This is a genomic window from Micromonospora sp. NPDC051924 (assembly GCF_055586005.1).
The window spans coordinates 36,053-53,564 of sequence record NZ_JBVJJA010000026.1 but is presented as its reverse complement, the minus strand read 5'-3'; the positions used below and the strand labels follow the sequence as shown (position 1 = coordinate 53,564).

Below are 17,512 nucleotides of genomic sequence, written 5' to 3'. Positions count from 1 at the left end.
GCTTCCCCCACCACCCTCGAAAGGACATCGATGTTCACGTACCGACGGCTCCGTGCCGGGGCCACCGCCCTCACCCTCGCCGCGCTGCTGCTCGGCGCCACCGCCTGCGGCGGCACCACCCGGGAGAACTCCGGCAACGACACCGGCGGCGGCGCGCAGGCCAGCGGCGCCGCCAACCCGGACGCCAAGCTCAAGGAGGGGCTCAAGATCGCCTTCCTGCCGAAGCAGGTGAACAACCCCTACTTCACCACCAGCGACAACGGCGGCAAGGACGCGGTCACCGAGATCAAGGGTGAGTTCAAGGAGGTCGGCCCGTCCGAGGCCAGCGCCTCGTCCCAGGTCAGCTACATCAACACGCTGTCCCAGCAGGGCATGGACGTCATCGTGACCTCGGCCAACGACCCGAACGCGATCTGCGGGGCGCTGAACCAGGCGAAGGCGGCCGGCGCCAAGATCGTCACCTTCGACTCCGACACCAAGCCGGAGTGCCGGCAGATCTTTGTCAACCAGGTGACCGCCGAGGGCATCGCCGAGAACCAGGTCAAGCTCATCTCCCAGCAGATCGGTGGCGAGGGTGAGATCGCGATCCTGTCCGCCACCGCCAACGCGACCAACCAGAACGCCTGGATCGCGCTGATGAAGGAGGAGCTGAAGAAGCCGGAGTACAGCAAGCTCAAGCTGGTCACGGTGGCGTACGGCAACGACGACGACCAGAAGTCGTTCCAGGAGACCCAGGGCCTGCTGCAGTCGTACCCCAACCTCAAGGGCATCATCTCCCCGACCACCGTCGGCGTCGCCGCCGCCGCCCGCTACCTCAGCGGGTCGCAGTACAAGGGCAAGGTCAAGCTGACCGGCCTGGGCACCCCGAACCAGATGCGCGAGTACGTCAAGGACGGCACCGTCGACGCGTTCGCCCTGTGGAACCCGGCCGACCTCGGCTACCTCGCCGCCTACGCCGGCGCGGCGCTCGCCTCCAGCCAGATCACCGGCGCCGAGGGCGACAAGTTCAAGGCCGGCAAGCTCGGCGAGTTCACCGTCGGCAAGGACGGCGTGGTCGTCCTCGGCCCGCCCACCGTCTTCGACAAGAGCAACATCGACCAGTTCCAGTTCTGACGCGCCGCCCGGCCGGTGCCCCGGCTCCGCATCGGGCACCGGCCGGGGCGCCGACGGGAGAACCATGCCCCGCATCTGCTTCACCCTGCAGGTCGACCCCGCCCGCCTGGATGAGTACCGCGCCCGGCACGAGCGGGTCTGGCCGGAGATGCTCACCGCCCTCGCCGAGTGCGGCTGGCGCGACTATTCGCTCTTCCTCCGCGACGACGGCCTGCTCGTGGGGTTCCTGGTGACCGACGACTTCGCGGCGGTCCAGGCCGCCATGCAGACCCGCGACGTCAACGCCCGCTGGCAGGCGGAGATGGCGTCCTTCTTCCTCGACCTCGACCAGGGCACGGCCGACCGCGCCATGCGACCGCTCGACGAGGTCTTCAACCTCGAGGCGCAGCTCGCCGCCCAGACGGGAGAACCACAGTGACCCAGACCGACGCGCCGACCCGGGGGCGGGTCAAGCAGGCCCTGCGCATCCAGCGCATCGAAACCCCGTCCTGGGCGTACGCGAACTCCGGCACCCGGTTCAAGGTCTTCGCGCAGGAGGGCGTGCCGCGCGACCCGTACGAGAAGATCGCCGACGCCGCGGCGGTGCACCGGCTCACCGGAGTGGCGCCGACGGTGGCCCTGCACATCCCGTGGGACCGGGTCGACGACTACGCCCACCTGGCCCGGTACGCCGCCGACCAGGGCGTCGCGCTGGGCGCGATCAACGCCAACGTGTTCCAGGACAACGACTACAAGCTGGGCAGCGTCACGAACCCCGACCCGGGGGTGCGTCGCAAGGCGATCGACCACCTGCTCGAGTGCGTGGACATCATGGACCGCACCGGCTCGCGCGACCTCAAGCTCTGGTTCTCCGACGGCACCAACTACCCCGGCCAGGACGACATGCGCGCCCGCCAGGACCGGCTCGCCGAGGCGCTGCGCGAGACGTACGACCGGCTCGGCGACGACCAGCGGTTGCTGCTGGAGTACAAGCTGTTCGAGCCGGCCTTCTACACCACCGACGTGCCGGACTGGGGCACCGCGTACGCGCACTGCCTGGAGCTGGGCCCGAAGGCGCAGGTCGTCATCGACACCGGGCACCACGCGCCCGGCACCAACATCGAGTTCATCGTCGCGTTCCTGCTGCGGGTCAAGAAGCTGGGAGCGTTCGACTTCAACTCCCGCTTCTACGCCGACGACGATCTCATGGTCGGCTCGGCGGACCCGTTCCAGCTGTTCCGCATCATGCACGAGATCGTCCGCGGGGACGCCCTGCGCCCCGAGGCCGGCATCGCGTTCATGCTCGACCAGTGCCACAACATCGAGCCGAAGATCCCGGCGATCATCCGCTCGGTGATGAACGTGCAGGAGGCCACCGCCAAGGCGCTGCTCGTCGACGCCGAAGCGCTCGCGGCCGCGCAGCAGGCCGGTGACGTGCTCGGCGCGAACGCGGTGCTGATGGACGCGTACCAGACCGACGTGCGGCCGCTGCTCGCCGAGCTGCGTGCCGACCTGGGCCTCGATCCCGACCCCATGGCCGCCTACGCCCGCTCCGGCTACTTCGAGCGCATCCGCGCCGAGCGGGTCGGCGGCCAGCAGGCCGGCTGGGGCGCCTGACCACCACCGAGAACGCACACAGGAGACGTGAGGACGATGCATTCCGAGGTTCAGGCGCTCATCGCCCGCAGCAACCGGCTCGGCGCCGACCCGACCACGACCAACTACGCCGGCGGCAACACCTCCGCGAAGGGTAAGGCCACGGACCCGGTGACCGGCGGCCCGGTGCACCTGCTGTGGGTCAAGGGCTCCGGCGGCGACCTCGGCACGCTCACCGAGGCCGGGCTGGCCGTGTTGCGGCTCGACCGCCTGCGTGCCCTCGTCGACGTCTACCCGGGTGTCGAGCGCGAGGACGAGATGGTCGCCGCGTTCGACTACTGCCTGCACGGCCGGGGCGGAGCGGCGCCGTCGATCGACACCGCGATGCACGGCCTGGTCGACGCCGCGCACGTCGACCACCTGCACCCCGACGCCGGCATCGCGATCGCCACCGCAGCCGACGGGCCCGAGCTGACCAAGGAGATCTTCGGTGACCGGGTGCTGTGGGTGCCGTGGCGGCGGCCCGGTTTCCAGCTCGGCCTCGACATCGCCGCCGTCGCGCAGGCCAACCCCCAGGCGATCGGCGTCATCCTCGGCGGGCACGGCATCACCACCTGGGGCGCGACCAGCGACGAGTGCGAGCGCAACTCGCGGGAGATCATCCGCACCGCGCAGGCGTACCTCGACGAGCGGGGTCGACCCGAACCGTTCGGCCCGGTGGTCGCCGGCTACGCGCCGTTGCCGCCCGACGAGCGGCGCGCCCGGGCGGCGGCGCTGGCACCGGTGATCCGGGGACTGGCGTCGACCGACCGACCGCAGGTCGGACACTTCACCGACAGCGACGTGGTGCTCGACTTCGTCGCCCGGGAACGGCACCCCGCGCTCGCCGCGCTCGGCACCTCGTGCCCGGACCACTTCCTGCGCACCAAGGTCCGCCCGATGGTGCTCGACCTGCCGCCCACCGCCCCGCTCGAGGACACCGTGGCGCGGCTCAAGGAACTGCACGCCGCCTACCGGGACGACTACCGCGCCTACTACGCGCGGCACGCCACCCCGGACAGCCCGCCGATGCGCGGCGCCGACCCGGCCGTCGTCCTCGTGCCCGGGGTGGGCATGTTCAGCTTCGGGGCCAACAAGCAGACCGCCCGGGTCGCCGGCGAGTTCTACGTCAACGCCATCAACGTCATGCGCGGCGCCGAGGCGGTGTCCCGCTACGCGCCCATCGACGAGGCCGAGAAGTTCCGCATCGAGTACTGGGCCCTCGAAGAGGCGAAGCTTGCCCGGCTGCCCAAGCCGAAGCCCCTCGCCACCCGGATCGCCCTGGTCACCGGCGCCGGCTCCGGCATCGGCCGGGCCATCGCCCACCGCATCGCCGCCGAGGGCGCCTGCGTCGTGGTCACCGACCGGGACACCGCCGCCGCCGAAACGGTCGCCGGCGAGCTGGGCGGCCCGGACGTCGCGGTGGCCGTACCGCTGGACGTGACCGACGCCGCCGCGGTGGCCGCCGCGGTCCGCGCGGCGGTCCTCGCCTTCGGCGGTTTGGACCTGGTGGTCAACAACGCCGGGCTGTCGCTGTCCAGGTCGCTGCTGGACACCACGGAGGCCGACTGGGACGTGCAGCACGACGTGATGGCCAAGGGCTCCTTCCTGGTCTCGCGCGAGACCGCGCGGGTCCTCATCGACCAGGCGATGGGCGGCGACATCGTCTACATCTCCAGCAAGAACTCCCTGTTCGCCGGCCCGAACAACGTGGCCTACGGGGCGGCGAAGGCCGACCAGGCGCACCAGGTCCGGCTGCTGGCCGCCGAGCTCGGCGGTCACGGCATCCGGGTCAACGGCGTCAACCCGGACGGGGTGGTGCGCGGCTCCGGCATCTTCGCCGGCGGCTGGGGCGCCCAGCGCGCCGCCGTCTACGGGGTGCCGGAGGAGAAGCTGGGCGAGTTCTACGCCCAGCGCACCCTGCTCAAGCGGGAGGTGCTGCCCGAACACGTGGCCAACGCGGTCTTCGTGCTCACCGGCGGCGACCTGTCGCACACGACGGGGCTGCACGTTCCGGTGGACGCCGGCGTCGCTGCGGCCTTCCTCCGCTGACCCGGCCCGGTGCGGGATGAGGACGACGATGCTCGTGGACAATCCGGTGCTCGACGAGGAGGACCTGCGGCTGCTGCGGTTGCTCGCGACGGGGGTGCCGCTGGAGACGGTGGCACGCCGGTCGGGGATGTCCGAACGGACCGTGCGCCGGCGGATCCGGGCCATCTGCGACCGGCTCGGCATGACGGCCCCGATCCAGGCGGTGGTCTGGGCAGCCCGGCGAGGGATGCTGTGAGCAGCGTCCATCTCGCCGCCGTGGACCTGGGCGCGTCCAGCGGCCGGGTCATGCTCGCCCGCGTCGGGCCGGATCACCTGGAACTGACCGAGGCGCACCGGTTTCCCAACGAACCGGTGCGCGCCGGTAACGCCCTGCACTGGGACATCCTGGCCCTCTACCGGGGCATCCTCGACGGCCTGCGTGCCGCCGGGCCGGTGACCAGCATCGGCGTCGACTCCTGGGCCGTCGACTACGGGCTGCTCGACTCCACCGGCACGCTGCTCGGCAACCCGGTGCACTACCGGGACGGCCGCACCGACGGGGTCGCCGAGCGGGTCGCCAAACAGCTGGGCGAGGTGCGGCTTTACACGACGACGGGACTGCAGCAGCTGCCGTTCAACACGCTCTACCAGCTCGCCGCGGCCGCCGGCACGCCGCAGCTGGACATCGCCCACCGGCTGCTGCTGATCCCGGACCTCATCGCGTACTGGCTCACCGGCCAGCTCGGCGCCGAGCTCACCAACGCCTCGACGACCCAGCTGTACGACCTGCGCCGGCGGGCCTGGGCCACCGGCCTGATGGCCGACGCGGGCATCCGCGGCGACCTGTTCCCGCCGCTGCGCGAGCCGGGCACCCGGATCGGCCCGGTCCGGCCCGACCTGAACCTGCCCGGCTCGCCGCAGGTGGTGGCCGTCGGCTCGCACGACACCGCCTCGGCGGTCGTGGGCGTGCCGGCGGCGGGGCACCACTTCGCCTACATTTCGTGCGGAACCTGGTCTCTCGTGGGCGTCGAACTCGACGCCCCGGTACTCAGCGAGGCGAGCCGCCGAGCCAACTTCACCAACGAGTCCGGCGTTGACGGCACGTTCCGCTACCTGCGCAACGTGATGGGCCTGTGGCTGTTGCAGGAATCGCTGCGCGCCTGGGGCGCCGGCGACCTGACCGACCTGTTGCGGCGCGCGGCCCGGGAACCGGCCTTCCGCTCCGTCGTGGACCCGGACGACCCGACATTCCTGCCGCCCGGCGACATGCCCACGCGCATCGCCGACGCCTGCCGGCGCGCCGGCGAGCCGGTGCCCGCCAGCCCGGCGGCCACCGTCCGCTGCATCATGGACAGCCTCGCGCTGGCGCACCGCCGGGCCGTCCGACAGGCACAGCAGCTCTCCGGCCGGCACGTCGACGCCGTGCACATCGTCGGCGGCGGCGCCCGCAACGAACTGCTGTGCCAGCTCACCGCCGACGCCTGCGGACTGCCGGTGCTGGCCGGTCCGGTCGAGGCCACCGCGCTGGGCAACGTCCTGGTCCAGGCCCGCGCCGCCGGTGTCATCGGGGATGACCTGGCTGCCCTGCGGGCCGTTCTGCGCGAGACTGAGCACATCGTGCGGTACGAGCCGCGCGGTGACGAGGCGGCCTGGCGGGCCGCCGAGGACCGGATGGGTGGTTGAAGATGCGCATCGCGCTGTTCGTCACCTGCCTCGCCGACACGCTCTTTCCGGAGGCGGCGAAGGCGACCGTACGGCTGTTGGAGCGCCTCGGCCACGAGGTGGTGTTCCCCGCCGATCAGACCTGCTGCGGGCAGATGCACGTGAACACCGGCTACCCGGACGAGGCGGCGCGGCTGGTACGCCGGCACGTGCGCGTCTTCGCACCGTACGACGTGGTGGTGGCCCCGTCCGGCTCCTGCGTCGGGTCGGTGCGGCACCAGCACGCGATGGTCGCCCGCCGGGCCGGGGACGAGCGGCTGGCCAGCCGGGCCGAGGAGGTGGGCCGGCGCACCTACGAGCTGTCCGAGCTGCTGGTGGACGTGCTCGGGGTGACCGACGTCGGCGCGTACTACCCGCACCGGGTGACCTACCACCCGACGTGTCACTCGCTGCGGATGCTGCGGGTGGGGGACAAGCCGCTGCGCTTGCTGCGCGAGGTGCGGGGGCTGGATCTGGTGGAGCTGCCGCAGGCGGAGCAGTGCTGCGGCTTCGGCGGCACGTTCGCGGTGAAGAACGCGGACACGTCCACGGCGATGCTGGCGGACAAGATGCGCCACGTGCTGGCGACGCGGGCCGACGTGTGCACGGCGGGGGACGCGTCGTGCCTGATGCACATCGGTGGTGGGCTGTCGCGGCTGCGGGCGGGGGTGCGGACGGTGCATCTGGCGGAGATCCTGGCCAGCACCGAGACTGTTCCAGTGACGAGAGGGTGAGCGGAGTGCGGACCTTCCTGGGCATGCCGGCCACCGCCCCGCGTGGGGTGGGACACCTGCGAGGGGACGAACCGTTCCCCGCCGCTGCGCGGCGCAGCCTCGCCGACCCGCAGCTGCGTCGTAACCTGCGGCACGCCACGACCACGATCCGGGGCAAGTCCGGTGCGGTCATCGGTGAGGTGCCGGACTGGCAGCAGTTGCGGGCCGCCGGCTCGGCGATCAAGGCCGACACGATGGCCCGGCTGCCGGAGCTGCTGGAACAGTTGGAGGCGGCGGTCACGGCGGCCGGCGGCACGGTGCACTGGGCGGCCGACGCGGCGGAGGCGAACCGGATCGTCACCGACCTGGTCCGGGCCACCGGCGCCGACCGGGTGATGAAGGTCAAGTCGATGGCCACCCAGGAGATCGGCCTGAACGAGGCGCTGGAGGCGGCCGGGATCGAGCCGGTCGAGACCGACCTCGCCGAGCTGATCGTGCAGCTCGGCCGGGACCGACCCAGCCACATCCTGGTGCCGGCGATCCACCGCAACCGGGCGGAGATTCGGGAGATCTTCCTGCGCGAGATGCCCGGCGTCGACCCCGACCTGACCGACGACCCGCCGGCCCTGGCGGCCGCCGCCCGTCGGCACCTGCGCCAGACGTTCCTCACCACCCGGGTGGCGGTGTCCGGGGCGAACTTCGCCGTGGCGGAGACGGGCACCCTCGCGGTGGTCGAGTCGGAGGGCAACGGGCGGATGTGCCTGACCCTGCCGGACACGTTGATCACCGTGATGGGCATCGAGAAGATCATCCCCACCTGGGCCGACCTCGGGGTGTTCCTGCAACTGCTGCCCCGGGCCTCGACCGGGGAACGGATGAACCCGTACACGTCGATGTGGACCGGGGTCACCCCCGGTGACGGGCCGCAGCAGGTGCACCTGGTGCTGCTGGACAACGGCCGCAGCGCGGTGCTCGCCGACCCGGTGGGTCGGCAGGCGCTGCACTGCATCCGCTGCTCCGCCTGCCTCAACGTCTGCCCCGTCTACGAGCGTACCGGCGGGCACGCCTACGGCTCGGTCTATCCGGGACCGATCGGTGCGGTGCTGTCCCCGCAACTGACCGGGGTCGCCGACAACGCCTCTCTGCCGTACGCCTCGTCGCTCTGCGGCGCCTGCTACGACGCCTGCCCCGTGATGATCGACATCCCGTCGATCCTGGTCCACCTGCGCGCCCAGGCCCCGCACCCGAAGGGCGAGGCGGCGGCGATGGCCGCGGCCGCGTACGCCATGGACCACCCCGCGCTGTACGCGGCCGCGCAGCGCGCCGCGGGCCTGGGCCGGCTGGCCGGCCGCGCCCTGCCGCCACCCTTGAACGGCTGGACCACCAGCCGGGACGTGCCGGCCGCGCCCCCGCAGACCTTCCGCCAGTGGTGGGCCGAGCGGTGAACGCACGGGAGCTCGTCCTCGGCCGGATCCGCGCCGCCCTCGGCGACACTCCGGCGGCACCGGTCGACGTGCCACGCGAGTACCGGCCCGCCGGCTCCGCCGCCGTCGACCTCGACCTGCTGGCCCACCGGCTGACCGACTACCGGGCCATCGTGCACCGGTGCGCCGACGGCGAGGTCGCGCGGGTGGTCGACCAGATCCTCGGCGGCCGGCGCGTCGTGATCCCGCCCGGGCTGCCCCGGCACTGGCTGCCCGACACCGTCGCCGCGGTGGCCGACGAGAACCTCACCGCGGAGCAGATCTCCGCCGTCGACGGGGTGGTCACGGCGGCGGCCGTGGCCGTCGCCGAGACCGGCACCATCGTGCTCGACGCGCACCCGGACCAGGGCCGCCGAATCATCAGCCTGCTGCCCGACGTGCACGTCTGCGTGCTGCGGACCGACCAGGTCGTCGCCGACGTGCCGAGCGCCCTCGCCCGGCTGGACTCGCACCGGCCGTTGACCTGGATCAGCGGGCCCTCGGCCACCAGCGACATCGAACTCAACCGGGTCGAGGGCGTCCACGGGCCCCGACACCTCCACGTGGTGATGGTTCCGCCCGCTCAGGGGGAGAGCCCGGCAGGCGACGCACCGGGGGCACCTGCCCGGCCCGCGTGACCAGGTGCTCCGTCTCCTGGACCAGGTAGTGCGGCCGGCGCTTGGCCTCGTAGTAGATCCGGCCGATGTACTCCCCGATGACGCCGAGGATCGTCATCTGGATCCCGCCGAGACCGATCACGCTGACGATGATGGTGGTGTAGCCGGGAACGTCGACGCCCTTCTCGACGGCGTCGGCGACCACCCAGGCCATGTATCCCACCGCGATCAGGGTGAGGAACAGGCCACCGTAGATGGCCAGGCGCAGTGGCCGGTTGTTGAACGACAGGAGACCGTCGAACGCGTAGTTGAACAGCTTGCCGAACGTCCACCGGCTCCGCCCCGCCTGGCGGGTCTCGTTGCGGTGCGCGACCACCACCGTCCGGAACCCGATCCAGGAGAACAACCCCTTGGAGAACCGGTTGTACTCCGGCATCGCCAGCACCGCGTCCACGGCGAGCCGGGACAGCAGCCGGAAGTCACCCGCCCCGTCCAGCAGCCGTACGTCGATCCACCAGTTGACCAGGCGGTAGAAGGACCGGGAGGCGAGCATCCGCAGGAACCGGTCACCGTGCCGGTCCCGGCGTGCGATCACCTGGTCGAACCCCTGCCGGTAGAGCGCCACCATCTCGGGCAGCAATCGGGGCGGGTGCTGCAGGTCGGCGTCCATGATGACGACCGCGTCCCCGGTGGCCCGTTCCAGGCCGGCCAGCATCGCCGCCTCCTTGCCGAAGTTCCGGCTCAGCGCCGTGTAGCGGACGGCCGGATCGCGGCTGGCGAGCCGGCGCAACGCCACCAGGGTGCCGTCCTCGCTGCCGTCGTCGACGTACACCACCTCGACCTCGACGTCGGGCAGGTCCGCGAGCGCCTCGGTCACCGCCGTGTGCAACCGCTCCACGGACGCTTCCTCGTTGTAGCAGGGCACCACCACCGACAACCGCACCGTCGTCACCCCGTCCGGCCCGTGCCCGACGATCCGCCCCGGGCGCCGCGCCGCTCGGTGCCCGCCTGGTCAGAGGTGGTAGACCAGCACACCATCGAGGTCCTCCCGGGTGATGCCCAGACCGTCGACCGGCCGGGCCGCGATGCCCTCCCACGGCGTCCCGGCGGCCCGGTCGGGCAGCGCCACCACCGACCGCACCCCGATGCCGCGCAGGTAGGCGACGCTGCTCGGGTCGGGAAAGGACGCCGTCGCGGCCCGGGTCTGCGCCTGGGTGACGGGCTCGAAGCCGGCCAGCCCGTTCGTCACCCGGGGGAACCCGTCGGTCGTCCACAGCATGTAGAGCAGGTCGCCCGTGCCGCCCGCGGGCAGCACCAGGACGGGCTCGCCGGCCGTACGCATCGCGGCCGGTGGCGGTGGCACCACCGGGTGCGGCGTGCGGTTGGTTCCCTCCAGCCCGACCAGGGCCAGCGGCACCAGCAGGACCACCGGCGCGAGGACCCGTCGCCAACCGCGGGCCTCCGGCCGGCGCAGCGACTCGGCGAACACCGTCACCAGCCCGGCCGCCAGCACCGCCAGCAGGAGGCTGGTCCAGTGCATCAGCCGGCCCGGCGTGCGCAACGCGTCCCACCCCGGCAGGTGCCGGGAGAGCGTGAGGTAGCCGGGGTCGCCGTCGCCGCCGAGGGTGGCGCCGAGGCCGAGCAGGATCGTGCCGAGGACGCCGAGCCCCATCGCGATCCGGTATCGGGCCGGGTACACCGAGACGAGCAGCCCCGCCACGCCCAACTCGATCAGCGTCATCCCGGGCAGCAGGGCCATCTCGGGCGGCCAGGACAGCTGCTGCCGGGCCGCCGCGTGCGCGTCGCCCCACAACCACGAGTCGGCTGGGGCGGTGACGAAGCCCGTCAGGGGCGGGGAGAACATCTCCGTCCAGTCCAGGGTGCGCCGGCCCTGCGGATTGAGGTCGACGACCTTCAGGTAGACCAGTCCGAGCAGCAGCGTCACCGCGCCGAAGGCGAGCCCACCGGCCAGGTCGGCGACCAGCAACCGGCGGCCGAACGCCGGTCTTTCCCGCCGTCGCCACCACGACCAGCCGTAGCCGCCGGCGGCCACGAGCACCGTGGCGAGCAGGAAGTAGACCAGGGGCAGCCCGATGCCGAAGCCCAGGGTGACCTGCCAGGCGGCGACGAGCCACCCGGCCAGCGCCCAGCCCGGCCGGCGTCGCTCCGGCCGGTACCCGTGCCGCAGGGACCAGCCGTGACCGCGGGCCAGCATCGCCAGGCACAACGCGATCCCGCCGCTGGACAGGATGTTCAGGTGACCGGCGTGGGCCAGCCGCCACGGCGCGTACGCCCACGCCACCCCGGCGACCGCCCCGCCCCACCGGCCCGCCCCGAGCTGCCGGGCCAGCGCGTACGCCCCGACGAACGCCAGGGCGTGCACCAGCACGTACATGACGTTGTAGCGGACCAGGGCGGCCGCGAAGCCGGAGCCGAGCATCCCGATCGGGGCGTACCCGAGCAGCGTGTCACTGTAGGCGTAGGTGTACGTCTCCGGGTAGAACGTGTTCGAGTGCCAGGGGCCGGCCGGGTCGCTGAACACGGCGTGTCCTGCCCAGGCGATCTGCCACGCCTGCAGCGTCGGATCGCCGAGGTCGCCAGGGAGGGTGCTGGCCGGATGCCGCAGCGTCGGCCAGGTCAGCACCACTGCCAGCAGCAGGCCACCGAGCGCCGCAAGCGTCCATTCGTGGCGCAGCCAACGCCACCGGCGCCACCTGCCCCGGCTCGGGGTGGCGGGCACCTCGCCGGGGTCGGTGGTCTCGGCGGTGGATCGGGCGTCGGCGGACCTGGTGGCCATATGATGGATGATTGTCGATTTATCTCGGCTTGTCGATCGGCGGTCCGAACCGTGGGCCCGGACCGCCGGGTTGGCATCGAGACAGGTCAATCGGTGACGTTCGGACCGTGAACTTAGCCGGAGCAGCAGGACGCCTTCGCCGGCCCCACGCCCGGTCGGCTCCACTGCGCCACCGGGCGGCCGTCGAGGCGCCACGGGTGCCCGGTCACCTTCGGCCAACCCTCCGGCGCCTCCTCCCACTTCTCCTGCCGGCCGTACACGGTGAGGTCCAGGGCGTGGTAGCTGGTCATCAGCGACTCCACGCCCCGCCCGGTGGTCCACCAGGTCTCGTAGACCCGGTCGTCGTCGCGCAGGTAGCACGCGATGAACCCGAAGTCGCGGCCGTCCACCAGTGCCGGGCCGGAGTCCCGCGCCGAGTACCAGGGGAAGGGGTAGCCCATGAACTCGGCGAACGGGGCGCTCTCGTCGTAGCGACCCTGACAGAACACCGCGTAGGTGACGTCCCGGGCGTGCAGGTAGTCCAGCGTCTGCACATGGCAGGTCGAGAACGTGCACCCCTCGCACTGCTCCTCGAACGGCCGGCCGTCGTGCCACATGTGGAAGTAGGCGATGAGCATCCGCCGTCCCTCGAACACCTCGACCAACGGGGTGTCCCCGCCGGGGCCCCGCACCGACACGGGCGGCACCAGGGTCATCGGCAGCTTCCGGCGGGCGGCGGCGATCGCGTCACCCTCGCGGGTGTGGGCCTTCTCCCGGGCCAGCAGTTCGTCGCGGGCGTGCAGCCAGGCCTCCCGGTCGACGACCGGGGGCATCGCGGGGTTTGCGGTCATTGCTGTCTCCCTCGTGCGGTCGAGTGTCATCACCGGTACCGACGAACGAGGCCAGCGATTCTCATCGGACACCGACGAAACCGGGGGCCGTCGTCAGAACGGTCGTGACGGAGACTCGGCCGGGCCGACGGCGCGGCGCCGGTGAGCCCGGTGCTCGCACACCAGGTCAGCGGCGCCGGCCGCGGGCGCGATGCCTCAGAAGCCGTACATCATGGCGTCGTCGCCGCCCTGGTTCGTGAGGTAGCGGCAGTGGTAGGTGGTGCACAGGTCCCAGTAGACGTGGCTGTCGCCCTCCGCGTCCCAGAGGGTGAAGTAGGTGCCGGCCGAGTCGCACGACCGGGCCTGGCGCACCTTGGTCGGATTCCAGAAGTACGCGGACACGCAGCTTCCGTCGGTGTACATGTCGTAGACGTGCCCGCGATACTCGCTGTCCCCGTCACAGGTCGACGCGTACTGCGCCGCCTCCTGGCCGATGAGGTGGTTGTCGTAGTACATGGTCACCGTGTAGGCGGTGCCGTAGCAGGCGGCCTGCGCCTGCCCCGGGATCAGCGCGACCGGCGCGACCGCCCCGGCGACGAGCAGCCCCAGAGCGGCCACCGACCGGCCGAGTCGTCCGGTCCCCGGGAACAGCTTCCGGATGGAACCCATCATCGCAGGATCTCCCTTCCCTGCCGGGTCACGGTGGCCCGGCCTGACCGGGATGCTCCACGGGCGGTTCGGGTGGAAACCCTGCCGGCTTCTTAACCCGCGAGCCGGGTCCCGTGACCGAGCAGGCGTCGCAGCCGTTGCGCGTCCGGATGCCCCAGAGCGTCGAAGACCGCCAGGGCGCCCCGCCGGGTGAGGGCCGCCGTCGCGGTGTCACCCAGGCGTTCGTGGGTGTCCGCGAGCCGGGACAGCGTCTCCGCCTCCTGGTAGCGGTCCCCGGCCCGACTGAAGAGCCGACGGGCGCGCTCGAAGCAGGCCACCGCCTGGCGCAGGGCGCCGGTGTGGTGGTACGCGTAGCCGAGGCTGTCCCAGATCTCCGCCGTCCGGTGCTGGTCGCTCGCGTGCCGCAACGTGCGTAGCGCCCTGCGACAGAACTCGATGGCCGTCTCGTACTCGCCGTTCTGGGCGTGACACCAACCGATGCCGTTGAGCGCCTCCGCCTGACCGCCTCGGTCACCCAACTGCTCGAACAGCGCCAGCGCCACCTGGTCGTGGCGCAGGCCCCTGCCGGGGTGTCCCTGCAGGACGAGGGTGTAGCCGATGCCGCGGTGGGCCCGTGCCTGGCCGACCCGGTCGCCGAGCTGTTCGTACAGGGTCAGGGCGTGGCGCAGGTGCTGCTGGGCGGCGTCGACCTCGCCGAGTCGGAACAGCGCCCGGCCGAGGCCGGCGTGCGCCGTGGCCCGCGCGACGGGGTCGGCCAGGCGTTCGGCTGCGGCCAGCGCGAAGCGTTGCGCCGACTCCAGCTCGCGCGACCGTCCGCTGCGCTGGTGGAACGTGGTCACGACGGCCGCCAGCCGCCAGGTGGCGGCGTCGTCCCGGGCTCGTACGGCCTCGTCGAGCAACGCCGCGAGGGCGCCGGCGTTCTCCTGGAGCCAGGCCAACGCCGCCTCGGCGTCGCCCAGCAGCTGCGTCCCGGCACCCTCGGCGATGGCCGGCAGCGCGATCCGCGGGCGGTACGGCTCCAGCAGGGCGGCCGCGTCGGCGGCGGTGTGCAGGTAGTGGTCCCGCAACCGCCGGCCGGCGCGCTGACACTCCTCGGCGTCGCCGTCGGTGCGCAGCAGTTCGGCGGCGTAGTCGCGCAGCAGGTCGTGGCAGCTGAACCGGTCGGGAGCGGGCTCCGCGAGCAACTGGGCGCGGCGCAACTGATGGCTCAGCCGACGGGCATCCGGCACCGGCAGTCCGGAGAGCGCCGCGATCGCCGTGACGGCGGCGGTGGGCGCCGGGTGCAGCGCCATCAGCCGGAACAGGCGCGCGGCCGGCGCCGGCAGGCTCCGGTACGACCAGGAGAAGACCATCCGCACGTCGGTGTGGGCGTCGCCCGTGGCGAAGGCGTCCAGCCCGTTCCGTCCGTCGGTCAGGGTGGCGGCGAGCGTCTCCAGTGGCAGATGCCCGCTGCCGGCGGCCCGGGCCGCCATGATGGACAGCGCCAACGGCAGGCCGGCGCAGCACCGGATCAACGTGTCCGCCGCGGCGGCCTCAGCGGCGATCCGGGGCGCGCCGATGCGGGCGGCCAGCAACTCGCCCGCCTGTTCGTCGGTGAGCAGCCCCATCGGCAGCGGCAGGGCGCCGGTGGCGGCGACCAGTCCGGTGAGGTCGGTGCGGCTGGTGACGACGACACGGCACCCCGGTGCGCCGGGCAGCAGGGGAAGCACCTGCTCGGCGTCCCGGGCGTTGTCGAGCACCAGCAGCAGCCGTCGCCCCTGTGCCAGGCTGCGGAACAGCGCCGCGCGTCCGTCCTCGTCGACCGGAACGGCGGGCCCGGGCACGCGCAGCGCCTCCAGGAAGCCACGCAGCGCCTCGGCGGGGGCGAGCGCAGGCCGGCCAGGATCGAAGCCACGCAGATTCACGTACAGCTGCCCGTCCGGGAACTTCGCCGCCACCCGGTGGGCCCACCGCACCGCCAAAGTGGTCTTGCCGATCCCGGCGGTGCCCCAGACCGCCGCCAGGGTGGGCGCGGTGGCGTCGTCGACGAGCAGGCGGTCCAGCCGGGCCAGCTCGTCCGTCCGGCCGGCGAAGGTACGCAGGTCGAGGGGCAGCTGTGCCGGTGCGACGACCGGGGAGGCGGGTCCGGCCGGCGGCGTGGCCGGCGCGGGTCGGCGGGCCGGCGTGGCATCGCCACCGCCGCGCAGCAACTGGCGGTGCAGCTCACGCAGTTCGGCCCCCGCGTCGACGCCGAGCTCGTCGCGCAGGAACCGGCGGGTCCGCTCGTAGCGCTGCAGGGCGTCCGCGTCGCGCCCCGTCGCGTGGAGGGCGCGCACGAGGACCGCCACCAGTGGCTCCGCGGTGGGGTGGCCTTCGACCAGCTCGTCGACCCGGTCGATGACCTCGTCGGCGCGGCCGGCACGGAGTCGGTGTCCGGCCCACGCCACCGCCGCGTCGAGCCGGAGCCGCTGCCACCGTTCGCGTACGGCCGCCGCCCAGTCGCCCGGTACGGTGGCCAGCGCGTCACCGCGCCACAGGCGGAGCGACCGGTCGAGCAGATCGACCGCCCGGTCCGGTGGACAGGCGGGATCACGGGCCTGGTCGACGTACCGGCGGAAGCGGTGCGCGTCCACCCGGTCCGGGTCCACGTCGAGCAGGTAGCCGCCCGCACGGCGGATGATCCGGGCCGCGGTCGGCGGCGCGGCGGACGGTTCGAGGCTGCGCCGGATGCGCGCGACGTGCACGTACAGGGTGTGTCGGGCGCGGGTCGGTGGCTCGCCACCCCATACCCGCTCGATGAGCGCGTCGACCGGGACGGGACGGGCGGGCTCGGCGGCCAGGGCCGCCAGCACGGACCGCTGGCGTGGAGGCCCGATGTCGACCGGTCCGTCGCCGCTCCACAACTCCACCGACCCGAGCAGCCGGAACTCCATCGCCGCGCACCTCGCTCGCCCTCAGGGCGGGCCGTCGTCGCATCACCGCCATCACCATCATGGACATCGATGGAATGCGGGGCAATGCCCTACCGGCCGGCGGCGGCGTCAGTCAGCCGACAGCGCGCGCAGCGCCCGCTGCTCGTACTCCCGGTGCACGGTGCGCACGGTGCCGTCGAGCACGGCGCTGCACGGCTGATCCGCCACGGCGGCCGCGATCTCCTCCTTCTGCAGGGCCCGCAGCGCGGCGAGTCGGGGCGCGTCGAGCACGTCCGACATCGTCGGCGCGACGCTCTGCCGTCCGGCGTCGACCAGCGCGACGGCCCGGCGGTAATAGGCGGCGGAGAAGGGGGCGGCACGTTCCCGGAAGTCGGTGACGAGCTCAGCCGGGCCGGCTGCCGGATGGCCGCGGTCCGCGACGCAGGCGCGGTACGCCGCCGTGGCGGAGACCACCCGGGCGTCCCGCTCGGCCGCCCCGGAGATCTCCCGTAACCGGTCACCGACCGCGCGGCTGGTCTCCATCTCGCCGCCCTCCCGCATCGGGGGGAGGCCCAGCCGGCTCTGCGCCGCCCGTCGGCAGCGCTGCTCACCGGCCTGGTAGTCGCCGTGCCGCTCGGGCGGCAGCGCGCGCACGGTCTCGCGATTGGGGTCGATCAGCGGACGGCCGGGCTGCCGGAGGTCGATCAGGGTGGAGAAGCCGAAGCCGTAACGGCGGGCGAAGACATCCGCCGGCAGTCCGAGAGCTGTTCGTGGCGGCTCCGGCCGGTGCCACGGCACGTAGCTGAATCCCGCCTCCCGCATGCAGCTCACCAGCACGTCGTCCTGCCGGCGGTGGTAGTCCTCGACCGCCTCCGGGGACGGCGGGTGGCTCAGGGCCGTGAGCACCTGCCGGAGCTGCCGCCGGTCGTCCGGACCGAGGGCGTCGGACGGTCCGGGTGCGGCGCACCCGGCGCCGAGCACCAGCAGGGTGCCGATCAGCGCGGTGAAACGGTACCGGCGAAGAGATTTCACGCCTGCCTCCTGAAGGCCGGACCCGGGTGGCCCGCACCGCCAACGGTGAACCGACGAGGCCG

15 protein-coding genes are annotated in these 17,512 nt (G+C 72.8%); 9 read left to right on the top strand and 6 right to left on the bottom strand.

The window, feature by feature from the left end:
* Positions 1–30: 30 nt before the first annotated feature.
* From rhaS to ACZ6S5_RS20965, 9 genes are all read left to right on the top strand, one after another.
* The gene (gene rhaS, locus ACZ6S5_RS21005) at positions 31–1,113 is read left to right on the top strand and encodes a rhamnose ABC transporter substrate-binding protein (RefSeq protein WP_466002827.1); all 1,083 of its coding nucleotides are present in this window, start codon (positions 31–33) and stop codon (positions 1,111–1,113) included.
* A gap of 64 nt (positions 1,114–1,177) precedes the next feature.
* On the top strand, positions 1,178–1,531 hold the full coding sequence (locus ACZ6S5_RS21000) for an L-rhamnose mutarotase (RefSeq protein ID WP_466002825.1): 354 nt from the start codon (positions 1,178–1,180) through the stop codon (positions 1,529–1,531).
* Positions 1,528–2,709 carry an L-rhamnose isomerase gene (rhaI, locus tag ACZ6S5_RS20995; RefSeq protein WP_466002823.1) on the top strand — a complete coding sequence of 394 codons (1,182 nt, stop codon included), beginning with the start codon at positions 1,528–1,530 and terminating at the stop codon, positions 2,707–2,709. The genes ACZ6S5_RS21000 and rhaI overlap by 4 nt, the downstream gene beginning before the upstream one ends.
* 36 nt (positions 2,710–2,745) lie before the next feature.
* Positions 2,746–4,779 (top strand): bifunctional aldolase/short-chain dehydrogenase, encoded by a 2,034-nt coding sequence (locus ACZ6S5_RS20990; RefSeq protein ID WP_466002821.1) that lies wholly within the window; start codon positions 2,746–2,748, stop codon positions 4,777–4,779.
* Between the two features lie 28 nt (positions 4,780–4,807).
* Positions 4,808–5,014: a helix-turn-helix domain-containing protein gene (locus ACZ6S5_RS20985; protein ID WP_466002819.1), complete on the top strand. Its 207-nt coding sequence runs from the start codon at positions 4,808–4,810 to the stop codon at positions 5,012–5,014.
* Entirely contained in the window at positions 5,011–6,441 is a 1,431-nt protein-coding gene (locus ACZ6S5_RS20980) for a rhamnulokinase (RefSeq protein ID WP_466002817.1), read from the top strand. Before ACZ6S5_RS20985 ends, ACZ6S5_RS20980 begins: the two co-directional genes overlap by 4 nt.
* A 2-nt stretch (positions 6,442–6,443) precedes the next feature.
* Positions 6,444–7,193 (top strand): (Fe-S)-binding protein, encoded by a 750-nt coding sequence (locus ACZ6S5_RS20975; protein WP_466002815.1) that lies wholly within the window; start codon positions 6,444–6,446, stop codon positions 7,191–7,193.
* 5 nt (positions 7,194–7,198) lie between these two features.
* On the top strand, positions 7,199–8,617 hold the full coding sequence (locus ACZ6S5_RS20970) for a lactate utilization protein B (RefSeq protein ID WP_466002814.1): 1,419 nt from the start codon (positions 7,199–7,201) through the stop codon (positions 8,615–8,617).
* Positions 8,614–9,273, top strand: a complete 660-nt coding sequence (locus ACZ6S5_RS20965; RefSeq protein ID WP_466002813.1) for a LutC/YkgG family protein — start codon at positions 8,614–8,616, stop codon at positions 9,271–9,273. The genes ACZ6S5_RS20970 and ACZ6S5_RS20965 overlap by 4 nt, the downstream gene beginning before the upstream one ends.
* Here the strand turns inward: ACZ6S5_RS20965 and ACZ6S5_RS20960 are convergent.
* The 6 genes from ACZ6S5_RS20960 to ACZ6S5_RS20935 form a co-directional block, all read right to left on the bottom strand.
* The gene (locus tag ACZ6S5_RS20960; protein WP_466002812.1) at positions 9,158–10,204 is read right to left on the bottom strand and encodes a glycosyltransferase family 2 protein; all 1,047 of its coding nucleotides are present in this window, start codon (positions 10,202–10,204) and stop codon (positions 9,158–9,160) included. The two genes, ACZ6S5_RS20965 and ACZ6S5_RS20960, sit on opposite strands and share 116 nt — an antisense overlap.
* A gap of 60 nt (positions 10,205–10,264) precedes the next feature.
* Positions 10,265–12,049 (bottom strand): hypothetical protein, encoded by a 1,785-nt coding sequence (locus tag ACZ6S5_RS20955; RefSeq protein ID WP_466002811.1) that lies wholly within the window; start codon positions 12,047–12,049, stop codon positions 10,265–10,267.
* Between the two features lie 113 nt (positions 12,050–12,162).
* On the bottom strand, positions 12,163–12,879 hold the full coding sequence (locus ACZ6S5_RS20950; protein ID WP_466002810.1) for a DUF899 family protein: 717 nt from the start codon (positions 12,877–12,879) through the stop codon (positions 12,163–12,165).
* A 195-nt stretch (positions 12,880–13,074) separates the two neighbouring features.
* Complete coding sequence (locus tag ACZ6S5_RS20945; RefSeq protein WP_466002808.1) at positions 13,075–13,527, bottom strand: hypothetical protein; 453 nt, start codon at positions 13,525–13,527, stop codon at positions 13,075–13,077.
* 92 nt (positions 13,528–13,619) lie between these two features.
* Positions 13,620–16,439, bottom strand: coding sequence for an AfsR/SARP family transcriptional regulator (locus ACZ6S5_RS20940; RefSeq protein ID WP_466002806.1), 2,820 nt, complete (start codon positions 16,437–16,439; stop codon positions 13,620–13,622).
* A gap of 108 nt (positions 16,440–16,547) precedes the next feature.
* Positions 16,548–17,450: a hypothetical protein gene (locus tag ACZ6S5_RS20935; RefSeq protein WP_466002804.1), complete on the bottom strand. Its 903-nt coding sequence runs from the start codon at positions 17,448–17,450 to the stop codon at positions 16,548–16,550.
* Between the last annotated feature and the right edge of the window lie 62 nt (positions 17,451–17,512).